We start from the raw sequence: 19265 nt of genomic DNA, 5'->3' as shown, positions 1-19265 counted from the left end.
GGCGCCTACGCGTGAACCAGATAGAGGACGGGAAACAGGAATATCCACACGATGTCGACGAAGTGCCAGTAAAGCCCGATCGCATGGGTACGGCGCACGCGGCTGTCGATGTCGGTCCGCCGCCACGACAAAAGCAGGCCTGCAACGACCGCTATGCCGCTGGCCAGATGCACTGCGTGCAGGCCGGTCAACGCGAAATAGAGGCTGAAGAAGAACTGCGCGTGAACGGGATCCGGCCCCTGGTAGAAGAAAGGCGCCCCCAGAACCGGCGCGATGCCTTCGTGGAACTCCTTGGCGTATTCGGCCCCCTTTATGCAAAGGAAAGCGACGCCCAAAAAAGCGGTGATGCCCAGCATCCAGGCCGCGGTGTTCCAACGGCGTGCCGACGCGCTCTCATGCGCAAACGCCATGGTGAAGCTCGACGTGATGAGCACTGCGGTGTTGAGAGTGCCCAACGGCAAGGACAGATGTTTTGAGGCAGCTGCGAAGGCGGGAAGATAGCGGATATGCGCCACCAGGAAGACCAGCAGGATGGCGCCGAAAAGCATCGCTTCAGAGCCCAAGAAAATCCACATGCCGAAACGGTCGGCGGCTTCCTCGCGCCGTACCGTATCGAAGGCTACACTTTCGGGTGCCCGGGTCATGCATCCTCCCGCCGATGCGGGCTGTAGCGTTCGTGCTGCAGTCCCTTCATAGGATAATCATAGGCAGGTCGCGTGACGACCGGCGTCACTTCGAAATTGTGCGGGGGCGGCGGCGAGCTCGTCTGCCATTCGAGACCGGTCGCACCCCAGGGGTTGGCCGGGGCCTTGGCCCCGCGAAACAGCGACCAGCCAAGATAGAAGAGCGGCATGAGGTAGCCTATTGCGAGCACCACCGCTCCGGCCGAAGAGAGCACATGCCAGAACTGGAACTCCGGCGGATAGGTATGGTAGCGGCGCGGCATACCGAGATAGCCCAGCACGAACTGCGGAAAGAAAGTCAGATTGAACCCGACCAGGGACGTGACCRCAGCGACACGCCCCCAGTTTTCCGCGTAGAGCCGCCCGGTCATCTTCGGCCACCAGAAATGGATGCCGGCCATGAACGCCATCACCATGCCGCCGACCATGATGTAATGGAAATGCGCCACAACGAAATAGGTGTCGTGCACATGCACGTCGAAGCCCAGCGCGGCGAGCGCGAGACCCGCCAGTCCGCCGAATGTGAACAGCGCCAGGAAGAACAGCGAATAAAGCATCGGCGCCTCGAAGGTGATCTCGCCCTTGCGAAGCGTCAGGCTCCAGTTGAAGACCTTGATGGCGGATGGAATGGCCACACAGAACGACAGGAACGAAAAGACCACCCCTGCATAGGTGGACTGTCCTGAGACGAACATGTGATGTCCCCAGACCAGGAAGCCTAGAACGGCTATGGCCATCGAGGCGAGCGCGACCGAGGTGTAGCCGAACAGCGGCCGCCGGCTGAAGCAGGGCAGYACCTCCGAGACGACACCCATTCCGGGCAGGATCATGATGTAGACGGCCGGATGCGAGTAGAACCAGAACAGATGCTGGAACAGCAGAGGATCRCCGCCGAGGTCCGGGTTGAAGATGCCGATCCCGAAGACACGTTCCAGCACGATCAGGATCAGGGAAGCCGCAAGCACCGGCGTTGCCAGCACCATCACCAGGCTGGTCGCATACAACGTCCACACAAAGATCGGCAGCCGGAACCAGGTCAGRCCGGGAGCCCTGAGCTTGTGAACTGTGACGATGAAGTTGATGCCGGTCATGATGGTGGAGAAGCCGACGATGAACACGCCAAGCGCGGCTGTGGAAACGAAACTGTCGGAATAGAGGCTGGAAAGCGGGGTGTAGAACGTCCAACCGGTGTCGACACCCCCGGCCACGACCGAAGCGAGCGCAAACCCGCTGCCGATGATGAAGACGTACCAGCTCGCAAGATTGACACGCGGAAAGGCGAGATCGCGGGCGCCGATCATCAGCGGCAGCAGAAAATTCCCCAAACTGGCCGGGATCGATGGCACCAGGAAAAACCACACCATGATGATGCCGTGCAGGGAGAAAAGGCGATTATAGACGGCGTCGGAGACGAGGTCGCCCGCCGGTGTCGCAAGCTCGATGCGCATGAGAACGGCGAAGAACCCGCCCAGGAAGAAGAAGCCCGTCAACGACACGAGATAGAGCCAGGCGATGCGCTTGTGGTCGGTGGTCAGCAACCAGGACCGTATGCCAGCGCCCTCCGCGAAATAGGTCTCGACATGCGCGCTCTGRCTGCTCATTGGCTCGTCTCGCTGCGACCGGGTGAACTGGCGGATAGYGACTTCAAATAGGCCACCAGCATCTGCAATTCCGATTCATCGATCAGGCCGTCGAAACTCGGCATGATCGGATCATAGCCGGCGGCGATCTGTTTCGCGGGCTGCAGGATCGAGTCCCTGAGATAGGCTTCGTCGGCAACCACTGTCTGCCTGTCCGACAAGGCRACCGGCTTGCCGTAGACGCCGGCAAGGTCGGGCGCGCGAACCTTGCTCGAGGGTCCGTGGCAGCCCGAGCAGCCCAAGGCGCGAAAGAGTCTCGCGCCACCTTCGGCCAGGGATTCGTCCTGGCCTTGCGCGGCGAGCCACTGCGCGAATTGTTCAGGCGGHATGACGGTCACCCAGCCACCCATTTCCGAATGCTGGGTGCCGCAATATTCGGCACAGAACAAGTGATAGCGCCCCGGCTTGTCGGCAATGAACCACAGATGCGTGGTTCGGCCGGGCACCGCGTCCTGCTTCAAGCGGAATGCCGGAACGTAGAACGAGTGGATCACGTCTTGGGAGGCAAGCGACACGACCACCGCCTTGCCGGCCGGTACGTGCAGCTCGTTGATTTCACGCTGCCCGCCGGCATGGCGGAACGTCCACATCCACTGTTTGCCGAGCCCGGCTATTTCCAAAGCGTCGGCAGGCGGCTGATCGCGGTAAACGTAGAGTTCAGCGCCCCAGGCGAAGATGATGAACGCAACGACCAGACTGGCGCCGGTCCAGCCGATCTCCAGCGGCAGGCTACGGCCGCGCGCGCCGGTGCGATCCGCCGATGTGCCTGCCCGGTATTTCACCGCATAGTACACGACAAGGCCTGTCAGGAGCAGAGTGAGCGCTGTCGAGAATGCCAGCACTCCATAAAACAAGACGTCGACCCTGCCTGCGACCGAAGAGGCTTCCGGCGGCGCGAAATGGATTGCGAAGCTCATGCCCGCCTCCGCGCAAGCAGAGCGATGCCGCTGCCAAGCACAAGCAGCGTCGCGATACCTCCGATCTTGAGCGCGGCCCAGATAGGCGCGGTATACTGCCCCTTGGAGGTGTCGAACCCGGCGCACAGCAAGAACACATGATCCGCGATCGAGCCGAGCTTGTTCGCGGATGCCTCGACGAGCGCCAGCCTCAGGTCGCGTGGCTCGAAGGTCAGGGCGGGCAGAACGCGAGAGATGCGCCCCTTGGGTGTCACAGCCAGGACGGCGATCGGATGGACGAATTGCTCCACGCGCGGTCGGGTGTCGAAATGAATGCCCGCCTCAGCCGCCAGCGATGCGCCGGCGCCGTCCGCGCCGGTCAGAAAGTGCCAGGCCTTCAGCCCGGCGGGCGTCGTTGACTGCGCAACGACCTCTTTGGCATTTGCGGCGTCTTCTGCCGTCTCCGTCCCGTCGATCGAGATGAACAGGGCCCGGTAGTCCGCCGGATCAAGGCCAGTGTTCTGGAGGTCGGAGGCGACCGCTTGCTGCGTGAGCCCGCATAGGTTCGGGCATTTATTATAGCCGAACACGACGAGTGCCGGCTTCCCGGACAGAATCTCGTCGAGGGATCGTTCGGCTCCAGAGGAGTCGCGAAGCTTGCGGCCGAGGTCGAACTGCGCTCCGATCTTGGGATCGAAGGAGGGTCGCTCGACAGCGCGCACCGTCACGGCGCTTCCAAGCAAAAGCAATGCGGCCAACAGCAGCGACTTCATTGGGCCGTCCCTTTGGTGGTCGTGTCACGGCATTGCTGCGCTTGCTTTGAACGGGGCACGTCCGCGCTCAGCAGGGCGCACTCTCCCTGCGCCGCCGCGGGCTTGTCCCAAACCGGCAAGCCGTTTCGAACGACGAGCTTCATGGCGTCGTCRATCGGAATGCGAGCGATGCCAGCCGTGCGGTCGACCCAACCAAGCTTGTTCAGCTCGGCATTTTCCTCTTTCCGGGTCGAGGCGAGCTCCTGTCCGGGCGCCGTCGAGAGCTTCGGGGTTGCATCGTTTGAACGCCACGCCGCACCGGGCGGCGGCCACCGTGGAGGCAGGACGAAGAGCGCATAGAGCAGCCCGCTCGCCACAAGCAGGAACGCGACCAGTCCCCCTGCGAAAAGAAGCAGGGTTCCGGGCCRGACGTCTCGCGTCTCGGGAGGGCGCGAATTCTCAGTCATGAATGCCCACCCGGCGCCAGAAAAGTTGAAGCTGAGGCTCTCGCAACAGCAACAGGAACACCGCGAGCCACAGCCCGCCGGCACCGGCAAAGGCGCCCAATTCGATCCAGATTGACGACAGTTTCGGTGCGACCAGCGGCGCGCGGACGCGCCACAGGGTCTCGAATATGTGCCCGGCAAGCATCGCCGCCGCCAACGACATCAGGCCCCGGTGGCTGCGTTTGACGTCGCGCACAAGAAACCCGCCGAACGGTAGGATGAACTGCAGCAGGATGATCAGCCAAAGCACGACCAGCCAGATGCCTGATGTGCGCAGCACGTACCAGTGAATGTCGTTTGGCAGGTCACCCGCCCAGATGACCAGCCATTGCATATAGGCGAGGTAGGCCAGGGTGAGCATGAAGCCGAACAGCATATTGGCCACGTCCTCGCCGAGTGAGGTCTTTTCGCCTCCGCCCGGCAAAGCCGCGACGGCTTGGGTTGCAGCAAGGACCAGCAAGGTCAACGACGCGGCGCCGACGACCTCGGCAGATGCCTCCAACATGCCGTAGACGGTCGAGCTCAATTCCGGGTCGAGCGACAGCATCCAGTCTATTGCGAAAACCGACACCGCTGCCCCTTGCAGCACGAGACCAAGCGCGAAGCCGCGGCTTGAACGGGTACGCTTGTCGCCATCGGTCCAGTTCAGGATCAAGGCGGCCAGCACCAGCCAGATCGCGGCACAAGCCCCGAGCCGAACGAGGAAGAACGGAACGTTGAGGTATGATAGTTTCTCGCGGATGACGTCGGGCAAAGTTGCGGTGTCACCGACCGCCCAGGGAAAGACAAGGTCGGGGCGGGCCGCAACAGGCAAGAGGAGGACAAGCGCCAGCGGCAGCGTGCAGGTCATTGCCCGCAAGCAGGGCCGCATCGCGTCTCCCCAACGGCCACCCGTGAGGCCATGGATCATCAGCAGCGTCATGGCGCCAAGCGGAAAGCCAACCGCGAGGATCGCGGCCGTCATCCAGGCGGCAAGCAGCACCCGCAGATTGAGGACCGCCCCGRCCAAACAGACAACGAGGCCGATTGCGCCTACCGCTAATGYCGCCCTTGCGGGGCCGTGGTCGGGAAGCCGGATCATGGTACGGCCTCGCTCCGGAGCTTGGCCTTCAGATCCTCGCTCAGTTCAGCCACCGGTGCATCGCGCGAATATTGCAGCGCACGGATGTAGGCAACGATCGCCCACCGATCCGCCGGCGGCACCCGCGATCGGTAGGAATACATCACTCCGTATCCGTTGGTGATGACATCATAGAAATGGCGATCCGAAGCCTGGCGCAGCGCGTCCTGATGGTAGCTTGGCGGCGAAGGAAAGCCGTGCCTCGGGATGACCCCGCGGCCATCGCCGGCGCGCCCGTGGCAGGGCGCGCAGAAGATCTCGAACCGCTGGCGTCCATGTTGGAGCAGGGCAAATGTTATTGGATAGGGAATCGTCTGGGGGGTCGCCGCGAGATCTTCACCGCGCTCGATTGTACCCTGTATCGGCATGCGCGCCGATGCGCCATCGGCAAACTCGTTGCTTGCGTCGAGCGGATTGTAGCGCGGTTGCTCGRCCATTTGCTGCTTGCAGGCGGCAAGCAACGGTGCCATGCCGACCAGCACGGCGAGGGCCGCCCTCATGCCTCCACCTCTGAGATTTGCTCGGCGCCGAGCCGCTCGAGCTGGGCTCTGGTGGCGGGCTTGCTGAATTTCGGATCGTCGGCTCTTACCAGAAGGTAGAAGTTGCCCCCTTCGGCAAAAGTGAAGATCGGCGCGTTGAAGACCGGATGGTAGTAGCGCGGCAGGCCGTTGGCGACAAACACGCCGATGAATCCGGCAACGGCGGCGCCGAGGATGGCGGCTTCGAAAGCGATGACGATGTAAGCCGGCCACGAATGCAGCGGTCTGCCGCCGACATTGATCGGATAGTCTATCTCTACAGAGTAGAGGATCAGTCCGTAGGCGAAAGCTGCCCCGAGGATCGCGCCGGCAAGGACCACAAGCGGCATTCTGGTCTTGGGCATGCCCAGGATCTCAGCGAGCTCCGGGACGGGATAAGGGGAGTAGCCGTCCATGCGGCTATAGCCGCGTTTGCGCATGGCCCTGGCTGCATCGGCAAGGCGATCGGCATCTGGGAATGATGCGATGATGCCGTAGAGCGTCATGATCCCTTGCCCTCTTCAGCCAATTCCTCGACCTCAAAGATCGTGATCGCCGGCAGGATGYGAATGAACAGGAACACCAGAGCAAAGAAAGTGCCCAGCGAGCCGAACAGGATGCCGTAGTCGAGCCAGGTCAGCGATTGCTCGTCCMACGCCGAAGGCAGGAAGTCGCGGCTGGGACCGCTGACGACGATCACATAGCGCTCCAGCCACATGCCGACATTGATGATCACGGCGACTATGAACAGCACCGGCATGTTGCGCCGGACCGCGCGAAGCCACAGCAGTTGAAGAACGCCGCAATTGCAGACCAGCATCGCCCAGAACATCCACGCATAGGGGCCGATGGCCCGTTCGACCATCATGGTGCGCTCGTAGGCTTCGCCGGAGTACCAGGCGAAGAAGGCCTCGGAGACGTAGCCGTAGGCGACGACCATGCCTGACGCGATCATCAGCTTGGCGGCATTGTCCATGTGCTTGAGCGTGATCAGGTCTTCGACGGAAAAGGCCCACCGCAACGGAATGGCGATGGTCAGCACCATGGCGAAACCAGAGAGCAGCGCGCCAGCGACGAAATAGGGCGGGAAGATCGTCGAATGATAGCCGGGCACGATGGCGAAGGTGAAGTCGAGCGAGACGATGGAATGGACCGAGACAACCAGCGGCGTCGCAAGCGCCGCCATCAGGTAATAGACACTTTCATAGCGCGCCCAGTGATAGGCTGAGCCGCGCCATCCCATTGCAAGCAGGCCGTAGAAGATCTGAGCGGCACGCGAGCGTGCCCGGTCGCGCAGTATCGCGAGGTCAGGCARCAGGCCCATATACCAGAACAGCAGCGAGACGGTCGCATAGGTGGCGATCGCCGCGAAATCCCAGACAAGGGGGCTGCGCCATTGYGGCCAGCGCATATGCGTGTCGGGCAGCGGCAGGAGCCAGTAGAAGAACCAGGGCCGGCCAAGATGCAGGATTGGATAGAGACCCGCCATGGCAACGGCGAAGAGCGTCATGGCTTCGGCAAAGCGGTTGATCGAGGCGCGCCATGGCTGGCRCAGAAGCAAAAGCACCGCTGAGATCAACGTGCCGGCATGCCCGATGCCGATCCACCAGACGAAGGACGAGATCATGGTGCCCCACGCGACGGGAATGTTGATGCCRTAGGCGCCGACGCCGACCGCTATCAGATATGTGATCGAATAGAGGAAGAGCAGGACAAGGAGGAAGAACAGGAAGAAGGCTGTCCAGAAGTAGCGCGGCAGCCGCCCCTGCAGCACGACCGAAGCGATACGCCCACTGATCTCGGGGAAGTCGTGCCGGCCCAACAGATTGGGCGGGCGCGGCGGTGTCTTGTTGGTGCCTGCTGCAGCCTCAGCCATCGGCCTCCCCCTGACGGCGCGAGACGGTAGCGTCCCTGCTGCCCGTGTTGCGGATGCGTCCAAGGTAGGTGGTTCGAGGACGGGTATTCAGTTCTTCCAGCAAAGCATAGGAATGAGGTGCGGCTCGCTCGCGGCTTACCTGGGACTGCACGCGGTTCTTGTCGCCGAAGGTGATGGCGCGCGTCGGGCAGGCTTGCTGGCAGGYGGTGACCACCTCTCCGTCCTGGATAGGCCGGTTGTCTTTCTGCGCCTCGATGCGCTTTGCGCTGATGCGCTGGACGCAATAGGTGCATTTTTCCATCACGCCGCGCGAGCGCACCGTGACATTGGGATTGTATGCAGCCTGACGCGGGCCGGCCGTCTCCTTGTCGAAGTTCTGGAACTCGAGGAAATTGAAGCGCCGCACCTTGTAGGGACAGTTCTGCGAGCAGTAGCGGGTGCCGATGCAGCGGTTATAGACTTGGGCGTTCAGTCCRTCATGGGTGTGGACTGTGGCGTTGRCCGGGCAGACGACTTCGCACGGCGCCTTCTCGCACTGCATGCAGGGTACAGGCTGGAACAGTGTTTCYGGTGCCTCCGGCGGTCCGTGATAGTAACGGTCGACGCGTAGCCAGTGCATCTCATGGCCAAGGGCACATTGGTCCGGCCCGACTGTCGGGATGTTGTTCTCCGTCTGGCACGCGGCGACACAGGCCATGCACCCGATGCAGGCCGACAGATCGATCGACATCGCCCAGGCCTCTTCAGGATAGGCCCAATCGGGGTAGACGGATTCAGTCGGTGGCGGCGGCACGCCGTCGCGCACGAAATCCGGTGCCTGTTTGAAATGATCCAGCGAGGCAAAGCGCACGATCGCGCGYCCCTCCATCGTCTGATGCTCCTGCGTGGTCACGAGGGGAGCAACCCGTTGGCCCACGGTCATCGTAATGCCCTGTGCGGACCAGGGTTCGCCGGCCGTCCGGAACCGAAACGCGTCATAGCCCCCCGCCATCGCCGCTACGCCGCCCAATGGGAACTGGCCGCGGCCGAGCGTAAGGGTCACGGTATCAGTGGGCTGACCCGGCATGATCCATGCCGGCCCTTCGATCGATTGCGTATTGCTTTCCAGCCTTATCGTCTGCCCGTTGCGAAGCCCGAGCTTACTGGCGTTGGCCGGGGCGATCATGACCACGTTGCTCCAGACGACTTTCGTCAGGGGATGCGGCAACTCCTGCAGCATGGCGCAGTTGGCATGTCGTCCGTCACCCAGATACGGATCGGCGACTATCYGGACCTCCAGGCCGTTGGCGAGGGATTTGCCGCCGGGCGGGGGAAGGGCGCCTGACGTTGAGACGGCTATCGGCGCCGCCGCCGTCGCCGCGACCACCCCATCGCGGAGCGTCTTGCGCCAGGCTTCGTCGTCCAGCGATGTCGCCCATGTCGCGCGGACCAGTGACAGCGGGTTGGAATTGAAATCCCCCTCCAGGGCGGCAACGATTTCGTGGAACGTCCTGCCGCCGAACAGAGGGGCTATCAGCGGCTGCATAATCGAGGCGGTGCCGTCATGAGCTCGCGCATCGCTCCATGCCTCGAGGTCGTGAGCGGCCGGAATGTGCCAGTGGGACAGCATGGCCGTGGCGTCGCGATAAAGACCGCAATGGACGAGCAGGGTCAGGCGCTTGAGGGCCTTCACAACGTCGATGTCGGCCGGGGCCGTCGCCATGGGATTGGCGCCAAGCACGAAAAGCTCGCTCACCGAACCGGCTTCGATGTCCCGGCACATAGCGGCCAGGTCACCGGTCACCGGCATTGCATGCGGGGCATCGATCAGGTGGACAGTGCTGCCCAGCGCGCCAAGACGAGCATTGATCGCCAGGGCGACGCTGTGGACATAATTGCTTTGCTGCTCGCCGGCGACAACGAGAGCTCGCGCTCCGGCGGACCGGAGTTCGGCGGTCGCATCGGCAAACCATGGAGGACGTTCCACATCGGGCGTGTTGCTGGTGGGTGYGACGCCCATGGCGGTGGCAAGCGCTTGTGAAAGCGCTTCCACCCGGCTTGGCCGGACGGCGTGATGGTGATCGGCCGCCGCCGCCGTGATGCTCGGCGTCGTGGCGACAGCGAAAAACCGGCTCATCGGGTCGCCGGGGGCGCGTACGCGCCGCCGGGAGACGAAATCCGCTGCGTAGGCGAGACGACCGGGACCCTGCGCGAGGAAGTCGGAGTCCAGCGACAGGACCACATCGGCCTTGTCGAAATGGTAGACAGGAATGCAGGCTCGGCCGAACAGGGATTGCCCCGCTTGTTCGGCACCGGGCGTGGCCAAGGCATCGTGACCATAGATTCGCAAAGATGGGTAACGCGAGCAGAGCCGCTCGATCTGGGCTTTGAGCGTGGGAGAGGTTGTCGCCCCGATCAGGATCGCGCAGCCTTCTCCCTGCCTCGTTGCCAAGCGCGTGCCCAACGCGGCCATGTCGCGGAGGAAGTCGCCATACGAGGCGGGATCCCCGTCTTTGAGCGGCGTTCGCGATCGCTCGGGATCGAACAGTTCCAGGACAGAGGCTTGCATGAGGGCGTCGGTAGCACCGCGCGAGCTCGGATGATCGGGATTGCCCTCGATCTTGGTTGGGCGGCCCTCGTGGCTCTCGACGACGGCACCGATCCCATAGCCCTGGCTCGACAGGGCGGTCGCATAGTACAACKGCTTGCCGGGGATCACGATTTCCGGCTGGCGGACATAGGGCACGATTTCCCGGGCCGGGCTGCAGGCGGCCAGCCCCGCGAGCGACAGCGATGCGCCCATCAGCTGCAGCAGGGTGCGCCGGTCGACGTCTACCGGGAGACTGCGGGCGAGCGACGGGAATTCCGCCTGTAGATAGGCGTCCAGYTCAGCCGTTCCGGCACGCTGCTCCAGGCTGCGCCACAGCCRCTCGTTCTCCCGCGCAGCGGGTTCGCTACCGATGGCAGACATAGCAATCCGTCATGGTGTCGGGGTGAATGCCAAGAGCGCTGATGAGCTGCTTGCGAATGGCATCGATGTCCTCGGGTGCCTTCCAGTGCAGTAGAAAGACATCGCCAGGAGGACGAAGGTTCGGCCCGGGATTTCTATGGCAGCCGAGACACCATTCCATGGACAGTGGCTGCGCCTTCGCCATCAACGGCATGTCGTCGACCTCGCCGTGGCATGTTTCGCACGCAACGCCTTTGGCGATGTGGATGGAGTGATTGAAGTAGACGTAGTCCGGCACGGAGTTGACGCGATGCCACCGCAAGGGCTGGCCGCTGGCCAAGCTTGCCCGGACCGGCGCAAGCATGGCGGCGTTGGTATAGAGCTGAGAGTGGCAGGTCATGCAAACCTCCGTGGCTGGAAGGCCAGCCGAGGCGGAGGTCTCGACGCCGTTGTGGCAATAGCGGCAATCGATGCCCAGCTCTCCCACGTGATGCTTGTGGCTGAAAGGCACAGGCTGCGCCATCGCTTCCCCCACTCCCGTCACAAAGTGCGATCTCAGCCATGCGGTCCCGAGCGTCGCCGCCGCCATCGATGCCGCGAGCGTGCCCCACAGCACGAAACGCACGGCGCCGTCTGCGCTTCTGGCGAAAACCTGGGGCATCCCCTCCGGAACCTGAATTGCTCTCCGRCTCCCGAACTTCGCAATCGCTCAGGAGTTCCAAAAAATCGCCCTGCGTTCACGCATTGGTGACTAGGCAGGCAGAACTGGCCGCAGCGCTGTTCGCCCTCTTGACTGTGTCAGCTCGTCAAAGCGGCACTGGGGCGCGCCGCAAATTTCAAAAGGCTCCCTTGGTCTTGTGAGCCTCGAGCCGGGCGAGTGCCGGGGTGCACGCCACACGGCGAGGTACCCATGCGCTTGAGCTCGCGGCGGCCTCGAGCACGGCATTCCCTTTCGAGCCTTTGGCGAACCTGGCGAGATGCGTTTCGCTCGCTACCGGCAAGAGCAAGGAACCTTATGATGTCGGCGCGGTTTGGGGCAGGGCTGCGAAAGGACGAAACTCGGATCCAACGGCATGCGCTTCACGGCCTGCGGCCTGGCCCGATCCGAGAGTGCCCCCAGACAAAAACGGAGGCAAGTCGGAAGGGACGTGAATCCGATGGCTACCACCGCGCGAGCTCGGGCCCGCCCTGTGTTCGGTGGCTGCTTCGCAGCTAGAAGATCTGCGGTCGGCGGGGGCCAGCGATAACCGCAAACCCGCAAAGTCGGGACACCACGGTTGGCGGTCCCGCAACGCCTGCGCTCCTGTTCATAGGAGGGCAATTGCGCCAACCGGAACGATGGAGGTTATGATGSGCGCCCGATTCCTGAGCCTTACCGGGGTAACAGGCCTATTGGTCGCTTTAATTGGCGCCGTGCTTGCGGTGGGCGGTGCTGATCTTGTGTGGCTCGGCGGCACCATCTACTACGTCGTGACCGGGCTCCTGCTGATCGCCTCGGGAGTCTTGATCCTTCTGCAGCGACCGCTCGGGTTTTGGCTCTACGGGGTCGTCCTTGCCTTCACCCTGGTCTGGTCCCTTTACGAAGTCGGCCTCGACGGTTGGGCGTTGCTGCCGCGGCTGGTAGCGCCAGCAGTCTTGGGTCTGTGGATAGCGATGCCCTGGGTCGCCGGACGGCTCAGACTTCGCGCGGCACACCGCTGGATCGGCGCCGGCGTGTGCGTTGCGCTGATCGCGCTCGTGTTCGCCGCCGGCTGGATGACAACCGCCCAACGGTGGCGGCAGAACGGCCAGATCGCATCGGCCTCGGCCGTGAGCAATCCCGACTTCGGGATCGCGCCTGGCGACTGGATGTATTACGGCCGCACGGCTGACGGGCATCGATACTCGCCTCTGACGCAGATCAGCCCCGCCAATGTCAACCAGCTTAAGGTCGCCTGGACTTTTCACACAGGCGACATGYCCCGCCCTGGGGAGAACGCTCATGGCCACGAGTTCAACTTCGAGGCAACGCCGATCAAGGTCGGCGACACCATGTATCTGTGCACGCCGCACCGCGACGTCGTGGCGCTTGACCCCGTGACCGGTGATCAGCGCTGGCGTTTCCACCCGCAGAACGACACCAGGTCCAATATCTATCTCGCCTGCAGAGGCGTCGCGCACGCGACGGTCGGCCCGACAGGGGACACTTGCTCCGAGCGGATCATCTCGACGACAGCCGACGCGCGTTTGTTCGCATTGGATGCGCGGACGGGCCAACTCTGTCCGGATTTCGGCGAGAACGGCTATGTGGACCTGAGGCAGGGCATGGGTGTGGTGCCACCCGGTTTCCACTTCATAACCTCGCAGCCGATGATCGCCCGCGGCAAGATCATCCTTTCCGGCTGGGTTTACGACAATCAGACGGAGGGCGAGCCGTCGGGCGTGATTCGTGCCTTCGATGCCCGCAGCGGAAAGCTCGCCTGGGCCTGGGACATGGGTCGCGCYGATCCGACCTCGCCCCTCAAGCCCGGCGAAATCTATACACGCGGCACCCCGAACGGCTGGGGCGCATACACAGCGGACGACAAGCTCGGGTTGGTCTACGTGCCCATGGGCAATGCCACGCCCGACTACTGGGGCGCCAAACGACGGCCGTTCGACGAGAAGTACAGCTCCGCCATCGTGGCGCTCGAGATCGACAGCGGGCGTGAGCGTTGGCACTTCCAGACTGTCCATCACGACGTGTGGGATTTCGATCTGCCGATCGCCGGCAGCCTTGTGGACCTGCCTGACGGCACGCCTGCGATGGTGCAGACCACGAAGCATGGCCAGCTGTTCCTGATCGATCGTCGCGACGGCCATCCGCTCGCCGCCGTTGAGGAGAAGCCGGTGCCGCAGGGCGGCCTGCCCGGCGACAGGCTCTCTCCGACCCAACCCTATTCCGTGGGAATGCCAAGCCTGACGCCTGCCAGGCTGACGGGTGCAGACACCTGGGGTGTGACCCCGATCGATCAGATGCTGTGCCGCATCAAGCTCGCCGGCAGCCGAAACGACGGGCTCTTTACGCCGCCGACGAGGAAAGGCTCCATCCTCTACCCGGCTTTCGACGGCGTGATCGACTGGCAGGGCGGAGCTATCGACCCCGCGCGCCATCTATTCATCGCCAACACCAGCTATATCCCTTTCACCTCCAAAGCGACGCCGCACGATGAGGCAGTGAAGAAGGGACTGATTTACCCTTGGGCCGGGTGGCAGAGCGGCCAGCCTTATCCGCAACCGCCTGAATTTGYCAACGGTCCGCAATATGGCACCCCTTACGAAGTCACCGTGAAGCCCTGGCTCAACGCGCTGGATGCCCCATGCATGCGGCCGCCCTGGGGCAAAATGGTCGCGATCGWTCTCTCCACCCGCCAGATTGTCTGGGAGAGGCCCGTCGGAACCACACGCGACATGGGGCTGTTCAAGACCCACTACGACCTGCCRTTGCCGACCGGCATCTTTAACATCGGCGGCTCGTCCATTACCGCGGGCGGGCTGATCTTCGTCGGAGCCTATGCCGACGATTACATCCGCGCGATCGACGAGCGGAATGGCAAGGTCCTGTGGCGGGCGCGGCTGCCGGCTGGCGGGCAGGCGACGCCGGCGGTCTATCAAGGCCGCGACGGTCGCGAATATATAGCGATTGCCGCTGGCGGTCATGGCGGGTTGGGTACGCGCAACGGCGACGCCGTGATTGCGTACGCATTGGCCAGCAAATGAGCGTGGTCGACACGGGGTACGGCAACGGCGCGGCTCCGGTCGGGTCCTCACCGGCCGTGCGTGCCGTGCGCATGGCGGTCTTTCTGCTCAGGACCAGCTACCCGCCTTCAGCGACGCCATCGGGCAGCTCGACGAGCGGGAGCTAGAGCGTTCGAATCTCTAGTCTGCCTGCCTTCAGGCGACTGATCGTTTCCGGGTCAAATCCGGGGAGCTGCGCAACTTCGCCCCAACTCGCAAGCGGCCTGGCCTCGATAACTGCATTTGCCTGCGCAAGGTTGAGCCCTCCGGCCGCCATCAGTTCGTCAATGGTCGCTGAATTTAGATCGACCACTTCTCCGGCGTGATGAGCCTCGCGCGTTTTCGGACCTGACAYTGCCACTGCTTTCGTCGTTACCAACGTGCAACCAACCCACTCAGAAGAAGTTCCGCGCGCTTCGAACRCACTAGTAGTCGGCGCTCAACAGCAGCCGGTAGTGGATCGTTTGAAGGCGGATCAAACCGTCTTGAATGAAAAAGGTGTCGGCACCGTCTGCAGCGTCGAAGCGCTCGGAGGTCGCACGCCAGATAAGCAATGCGAAGCGTTCACGCACTTGCTTCTTGATCAACTCGAACTTCCCGTCAGGCAACTGTTMCCTCAACCTTCTTGCCGAGTTCCTCAGCGCGTCATGCCCACAATCATTCGAATTGACTGTAAGGAGAACAACATCAGTAGCGTAGTTGCGCGCCAGATCCTCCTCGAGACGACCTTGCAGCCTCAGCCGGAGATGATCCTCAAACACCTGTTGGGCCGAACGTGTGGACAGAGGCGAAGTAATGAGGGAGGGGGCCATGCAAAGCCAAACTGGGTCGCTGTGACAAGGTTCCATCAAAGGAGCTGTTCGTACCGGCTCCGCTGAATGACCTTCGACATGACCGGCTGCTGGGCGGCGACATCATGCCGGCGATTGGAGGTGTTATTTCCCGTATCGCTGCTCCAAGGCCTCGGCTATGTGCTCGCAAATCAGCTCCCCGGTGGCGATGGTGACGTGGAGACGGATGCATGCSCCTTGCTGATCGATCACCGTGACCACCGCGCCGCGGTCGGAGTATTCGAACGTGTCAAGAACGTTGTGAACGAAGAAATCAGGCTTGTTGGGCACCGAGCCGGCCKGATCTTCCACGGCCTTCCTCCATCCAAAATCAGTGGGTCATGGCTTAGTCAGCAGTCGTGTTCCAGGCTCTCCTCCGACAGCTGCCGTTCATTAAATTTGTAGCGAAAAGCCTCAGCGTCCAGAAGAATACTAGCGTAGCTCGCGCAACCCTGTTGAGCGGTGAGTATTCTCTTTTCCCAAGGGGGGTAACCGGAAATTGTTCTGGCGCTGCATCATTGAAGGCAGACGATGACCAGCAACAAATTGCGCTAAACGTCGCCTTAAGTGAGCTTTAATATTGTAGCGCGAGTCTGGCGAGGCGCCTCCAATTGACCGCTAATCGTGCCTGCGGGTCGGACTGAGCTTATCAGGTCAGCGTTCATAATGAAATGGTTCAGGGACGTCAGTGTCGGCAGCAAGCTCTCGCTGGGTTTTGGGTTGGCGTTGCTTTGCACRGTGACGGTTGGTGTGTTTGGGGTCGCGCAGCTGCGGTCGCTCAACAAGGTGACGAGCGAGATCACCGGAATTTGGTTGCCCCAGGTCCAGATCGTCGGCGAGATGAAGCGCAACCTGGCGGAGCATCGGCTTTTCGCTAGCCTGCGGGTGCGTAACACCGATGCTCACCAAACGGCTGACATCGACAAGGAAATGGCGAGAGAGAGCGAAGAAATGTTCCGAGATCGCCGCGCCTACCGCAGGAGTGCCGGATCACCGGCCGAGCAGGAGCTATTCGATCAATTCGTCAATCTGTGGACGGCGTATCAAGACTCCCTGTCGTCGATCATTCCGCTTCTCGATACCGCGGCGCGGACGAAGGCAGCTAACGAGTTCGAGGCGGTTTCGCTGCCCACGGTTGCGGCCGCGGCTCAGCGGCTCGACGGCCTCCTGGCGCTCACCGATCAGCGCAGCACGGCTGCCGCGGCCATGGCGGACCGCACCTACGCCTTCGCGCAGCGRCTGACCTGGGCCGCGATCGTCTTTGCCGCCGTTTGCCTCGGCGTGCTTGTCGCCTGGATTCGCTCGTCGATCATTCCGCTTCTCGATACCGCGGCGCGGACGAAGGCAGCTAACGAGTTCGAGGCGGTTTCGCTGCCCACGGTTGCGGCCGCGGCTCAGCGGCTCGACGGCCTCCTGGCGCTCACCGATCAGCGCAGCACGGCTGCCGCGGCCATGGCGGACCGCACCTACGCCTTCGCGCAGCGGCTGACCTGGGCCGCGATCGTCTTTGCCGCCGTTTGCCTCGGCGTGCTTGTCGCCTGGATTCGCCATAATGTCAGCAGGCCTATCCTCGAGGTGAGCGCGGCGATGCACCGGTTGACGCAGGGCGATCGTGCCTCAACGCTCGTTGCGCTGAAAAGCGACCGACGCGACGAGATCGGGCTCCTGTTCTCCGCCTTCGCCGGTTAYCGCGCCAGCCTGGAGCGCAACGAGGCCCTGGCTCGCGAGGCTGAATCGGAACGGCAGCATTTGGTTGCCGCTGCCGCGAATATGCCTGTGGGCCTGTGCATGTTTGATGCCGAGCGGCGGTTGATTTTTTGCAATCAGACCTACGCCGATCTCTACCACTTGCCGGCGAGCATGACTCGTCCAGGCTCTCATTGGGCCGATTTGATGCGTTTCCGGATCGCGGCGGGGCTTTACGTTGGTCATGACCCCGAAAAATATCTGGAAGAGCTCTCGGCGACGATTGACCGCGGCAAGCGGGTTGTGAGYCTTGTCGAACTCCGGGACGGGCGCACCATTGATCTCATTCACCAGCCGCTGCCAGGCGGGGGATGGCTTGCCACGCATCACGACGTGACAGATTTGCGGCGCAGCGAGGCTCGCATCTCGCACGTGGCGCGCCATGACGGGCTTACCGAACTTCCAAACCGCATTCTGTTCCGCGAACGCGCCGAGGAAGCCTTGGCCGAGATGGCTCGCACGGATTGCAAGGTAGCCTTCCTTTGCCTGGATCTTGATCATTTCAAGACCGTCAACGACACGCTGGGACACCCGGTCGGAGATGTGTTGCTGYAGGAGGTCGCCGCAAGACTGAGGCAGGTCGTGCGCGAGGACGACACAGTGGCCAGGCTTGGCGGCGACGAGTTCGTGATCATTCAAAAGGGGAGCGATCAGCCGATCGAGGCCACCGCCCTTGCGCAATGCGTCATCCATGCGCTGAGCGCACMCTATATCGTTGACGGCCATGGCGTCACGGTCAGCGCCAGCGTTGGCATCTCGATTGCGCCGGACGACGGCACAAACGCCGACCAGCTGCTCAAGAACGGCGACATGGCRCTTTACCGGGCAAAGGCCGAGGGCCGCAGAACATACRGGTTCTTCGAGCCGGAAATGGACGCCCGTATGCAGGCGCGGCGGTTTCTGGAGCTTGATCTGCGCGACGCCTTGGGACGGCAGCAGTTCGAGATCTATTATCAACCGCTCCTTAATCTCGAAAACGGCGAGGTCAGCTGTTTCGAGGCGCTGCTGCGCTGGCATCACCCGGTCCGGGGAATCGTTTCGCCGTCTGAGTTCATCCCCTTGGCCGAGGAGATCGGCCTGATCGTCCCGATTGGGGAATGGGTGATCAAGCAAGCTTGCCTCGACGCGGYAAACTGGCCCGAAGGTATCCGGGTTGCCGTGAACCTGTCGCCGACGCAGTTTCGCAACGCTCGCTTGCTTTCCACGATTGTCGCAGCCCTGGATGCCTCTGGATTGCCCGCGAGCCGTCTCGAGCTTGAAATCACCGAGACCGTGCTGCTGGCCGACACCGAGGCCACTCTCGCGATGCTGAAACAGATCCACTTGCTGGGTGTGCATATCGCGATGGACGACTTCGGAACCGGATATTCGAGCTTGAGCTACCTGCGCTCGTTTCCATTCGACAAGATCAAGATCGATCAGGCCTTCATAAAGGATGCCGGGGGCGTCGACAGCTCCGTCGCCATTATTCGGGCCGTCACAAGCCTCGGCAGCAGCCTCGGAATGGAGACCACCGCCGAAGGGTTCGAGACAGCCGAGCAACTCGATCGGGTACGACGGGAAGGCTGCACCGAGGCACAGGGTTTCCTGCTCAGTCGGCCCCTGCCTGCCCGGGAAATCCCCGCCATGCTGGAGCGGGCGCGTGCAGTTGTGGCGGGCGAAATCAGCGAGCCTGCACCCGAAATCACAGGCGAGCGGAACGAAAACCTGATTGCTGGCGACCGGCGAGCCAGAAGTGCGTCTTCCCGGGCTTGAGGGGCAAAGGCGCCCCGCCCGCCGAACAAACCGAAAGCTGCTCGTTCTGATCGTCTGCGGCGAGCGCGCGGCAATCAAAGGCAAGTGTCAGYCGCAGCTTCCGAACCAGGCCGGCGAGCGCCTCCGAAAGCCAGCCCGCCTTTCCTCTGTCAGGGAGAGATATTGCTGGCCCCTGGAACCTCTCGCGAAAGCAGGTGTCGAGTCGAGTTAGGGGGATTGAGCCCTTCCTGGAACAGCAAACTTTGCCCTCTAGCATTT

Annotated in this window: 16 protein-coding genes; 2 read left to right on the top strand and 14 right to left on the bottom strand. The window is 62.6% G+C overall.

The features are described 5' to 3' along the window. Positions 1 to 5: 5 nt before the first annotated feature. Genes LCM4576_RS19365 through LCM4576_RS19315 form a run of 11 tightly spaced genes read right to left on the bottom strand, consistent with a single transcriptional unit; the run spans position 6 to position 11581 of the window. Positions 6 to 644 (bottom strand): cytochrome c oxidase subunit 3, encoded by a 639-nt coding sequence (locus LCM4576_RS19365; protein WP_071033916.1) that lies wholly within the window; start codon positions 642 to 644, stop codon positions 6 to 8. Further along, positions 641 to 2284, bottom strand: coding sequence for a cytochrome c oxidase subunit I (gene ctaD, locus LCM4576_RS19360; protein WP_071033914.1), 1644 nt, complete (start codon positions 2282 to 2284; stop codon positions 641 to 643). The genes LCM4576_RS19365 and ctaD overlap by 4 nt, the downstream gene beginning before the upstream one ends. Then, the gene (gene coxB, locus LCM4576_RS19355) at positions 2281 to 3240 is read right to left on the bottom strand and encodes a cytochrome c oxidase subunit II (RefSeq protein WP_071033912.1); all 960 of its coding nucleotides are present in this window, start codon (positions 3238 to 3240) and stop codon (positions 2281 to 2283) included. The genes ctaD and coxB overlap by 4 nt, the downstream gene beginning before the upstream one ends. Then, positions 3237 to 3992, bottom strand: a complete 756-nt coding sequence (locus tag LCM4576_RS19350) for an SCO family protein (protein WP_071033910.1) — start codon at positions 3990 to 3992, stop codon at positions 3237 to 3239. Before LCM4576_RS19350 ends, coxB begins: the two co-directional genes overlap by 4 nt. After that, entirely contained in the window at positions 3989 to 4438 is a 450-nt protein-coding gene (locus LCM4576_RS19345) for a hypothetical protein (RefSeq protein WP_071033908.1), read from the bottom strand. The genes LCM4576_RS19350 and LCM4576_RS19345 overlap by 4 nt, the downstream gene beginning before the upstream one ends. Next, entirely contained in the window at positions 4431 to 5558 is a 1128-nt protein-coding gene (locus LCM4576_RS19340; protein WP_131803269.1) for a hypothetical protein, read from the bottom strand. Before LCM4576_RS19340 ends, LCM4576_RS19345 begins: the two co-directional genes overlap by 8 nt. Then, positions 5555 to 6097: a cytochrome c gene (locus LCM4576_RS19335; RefSeq protein WP_071033904.1), complete on the bottom strand. Its 543-nt coding sequence runs from the start codon at positions 6095 to 6097 to the stop codon at positions 5555 to 5557. The genes LCM4576_RS19340 and LCM4576_RS19335 overlap by 4 nt, the downstream gene beginning before the upstream one ends. Continuing rightward, complete coding sequence (locus LCM4576_RS19330) at positions 6094 to 6621, bottom strand: DUF3341 domain-containing protein (protein ID WP_071033902.1); 528 nt, start codon at positions 6619 to 6621, stop codon at positions 6094 to 6096. Before LCM4576_RS19330 ends, LCM4576_RS19335 begins: the two co-directional genes overlap by 4 nt. Next, on the bottom strand, positions 6618 to 7991 hold the full coding sequence (nrfD, locus tag LCM4576_RS19325) for an NrfD/PsrC family molybdoenzyme membrane anchor subunit (RefSeq protein ID WP_071033900.1): 1374 nt from the start codon (positions 7989 to 7991) through the stop codon (positions 6618 to 6620). The genes LCM4576_RS19330 and nrfD overlap by 4 nt, the downstream gene beginning before the upstream one ends. Then, a complete protein-coding gene (locus LCM4576_RS19320) occupies positions 7984 to 10941 on the bottom strand; it encodes a TAT-variant-translocated molybdopterin oxidoreductase (RefSeq protein ID WP_071033899.1) in 2958 nt (985 codons plus the stop codon). The genes nrfD and LCM4576_RS19320 overlap by 8 nt, the downstream gene beginning before the upstream one ends. Next, positions 10925 to 11581 (bottom strand): cytochrome c3 family protein, encoded by a 657-nt coding sequence (locus tag LCM4576_RS19315; RefSeq protein WP_041005282.1) that lies wholly within the window; start codon positions 11579 to 11581, stop codon positions 10925 to 10927. The genes LCM4576_RS19320 and LCM4576_RS19315 overlap by 17 nt, the downstream gene beginning before the upstream one ends. 689 nt (positions 11582 to 12270) lie before the next feature. Between LCM4576_RS19315 and LCM4576_RS19310 the strand changes: the two genes are divergently transcribed. Further along, positions 12271 to 14658 carry a membrane-bound PQQ-dependent dehydrogenase, glucose/quinate/shikimate family gene (locus LCM4576_RS19310; RefSeq protein WP_198540269.1) on the top strand — a complete coding sequence of 796 codons (2388 nt, stop codon included), beginning with the start codon at positions 12271 to 12273 and terminating at the stop codon, positions 14656 to 14658. 142 nt (positions 14659 to 14800) lie between these two features. Here LCM4576_RS19310 and LCM4576_RS37740 read toward each other — a convergent pair whose 3' ends face one another. The 3 genes from LCM4576_RS37740 to LCM4576_RS19300 all read right to left on the bottom strand — a co-directional run bounded on the left by LCM4576_RS37740 (position 14801) and on the right by LCM4576_RS19300 (position 15818). Further along, positions 14801 to 14989, bottom strand: a complete 189-nt coding sequence (locus tag LCM4576_RS37740; RefSeq protein WP_407067385.1) for a ComEA family DNA-binding protein — start codon at positions 14987 to 14989, stop codon at positions 14801 to 14803. A gap of 112 nt (positions 14990 to 15101) precedes the next feature. Further along, positions 15102 to 15263: a hypothetical protein gene (locus LCM4576_RS36550; RefSeq protein ID WP_157900459.1), complete on the bottom strand. Its 162-nt coding sequence runs from the start codon at positions 15261 to 15263 to the stop codon at positions 15102 to 15104. 348 nt (positions 15264 to 15611) lie between these two features. Further along, positions 15612 to 15818: a hypothetical protein gene (locus LCM4576_RS19300; protein WP_071033897.1), complete on the bottom strand. Its 207-nt coding sequence runs from the start codon at positions 15816 to 15818 to the stop codon at positions 15612 to 15614. A 354-nt stretch (positions 15819 to 16172) separates the two neighbouring features. On the opposite strand from LCM4576_RS19300, the gene LCM4576_RS19295 reads away from it, so the two are divergent. Continuing rightward, entirely contained in the window at positions 16173 to 19007 is a 2835-nt protein-coding gene (locus LCM4576_RS19295) for an EAL domain-containing protein (RefSeq protein ID WP_071033895.1), read from the top strand. Positions 19008 to 19265 lie beyond the last annotated feature (258 nt).

This window comes from Mesorhizobium sp. LCM 4576 (assembly GCF_001854815.1).
Taxonomy (GTDB): domain Bacteria; phylum Pseudomonadota; class Alphaproteobacteria; order Rhizobiales; family Rhizobiaceae; genus Mesorhizobium; species Mesorhizobium plurifarium.
Note: the sequence above shows the minus strand (reverse complement) of the source record. Positions and strands in the feature narration are given on the sequence as shown.